General features: G+C 48.5%; 1 protein-coding gene and 1 pseudogene. Both read right to left on the bottom strand.

What is annotated here, in order from left to right:
* Positions 1-66: 66 nt before the first annotated feature.
* Entirely contained in the window at positions 67-912 is an 846-nt protein-coding gene (locus ABF86_RS12400; RefSeq protein ID WP_160803665.1) for a ScpA family protein, read from the bottom strand.
* Positions 909-1,051, bottom strand: a pseudogene (locus ABF86_RS13035) (tryptophan--tRNA ligase); the annotation flags it as partial. The gene ABF86_RS12400 and the pseudogene ABF86_RS13035, both read right to left, overlap by 4 nt.

The following is a 1,051-nucleotide window of genomic DNA, read 5'->3' as shown; positions in this document are numbered from 1 at the left end:
GATGCAGTCAGCAGTGCAGCTTCAATAATCCTGACAATTTGATCCGGTGAATGAACCGGATGTGCTTCAACGGACTCGATCGGAATGGCTGGGTTGGACATAAATTGTTCCAAAACGATCTGACTGAACAATATCAACCAGTGCTTCCCGGGCCAGTTCCAGCAGTGCGAGGAAACTGGCTACGAGCTTGTGGATATTAGAGGTATCACTGAATAATTCGGTAAAAGGGGCGCTGTCCCGGGATTGCAGATTTCTCAGGATTTCACTCATGCATGCACGTACAGAGAGAGTTTCGTAATGGATGGTGTGGTTACGGTTGAGTTTGAGATGCTCTATCAGCGCAAGCCAAGTGTCAAACAGGTCTTGAGGACTTACATCGGGGAGCTGTTTCCGGGTAGAGAAATTGGCCTGAACAGAAGTCAGCATGAAATCCTTGCCAGCGACTGGCAAGCTATGGATATGGATAGCAGCCTGTTTGATCCGTTCGTATTCCAGGAGTTGTCGTACCAGTTCTGCCCGGGGATCGGCTTCTTCTTCCTGGACGGTCACCGGGCGCGGCAGCAGCATGCGAGATTTGATGTCGATCAGCAGCGCAGTCATGAGTAGATATTCTGCAGCCAGTTCAAATTGATCAACACGCATGGTTTCGACATAGGCAATATATTGCCGGGTGAGTTCGGCCATGGGAGTATCGAGAATCTCCAGATTGTGCTTGCGGATCAGGTAAAGCAACAGATCAAGTGGTCCTTCAAACGTTTCCAGAAAAACCTGGAGTGCCCCGGGTGGAATATACAGATCTTGCGGAAATTCCAGTAGCGGTATGCCTTCTACTCTTGCGATTGGATCAATTAATGCAATGTTGTCCAGTATATTTCCAGTATCTGCAGAAACTTTCCCGGAGATATTATTCATTGCTGATATCCAATTCCCAGTGCCGCTCTGACATCCCGCATGGTTTCCTCCGCCAGTTGGTTGGCTTTTTCACTCCCTTCAGCGATGATTTTTCTGACCTGGGCAGGATCTTCTTCATACATTCTGGCACGTTCCAGAA

It is taken from the genome of Nitrosomonas sp. GH22, from assembly GCF_009833115.1.
GTDB lineage: Bacteria > Pseudomonadota > Gammaproteobacteria > Burkholderiales > Nitrosomonadaceae > Nitrosomonas > Nitrosomonas eutropha.
The sequence above is the reverse complement of the archived record's forward strand: the minus strand, read 5'-3'. Positions and strand labels throughout refer to the sequence as shown.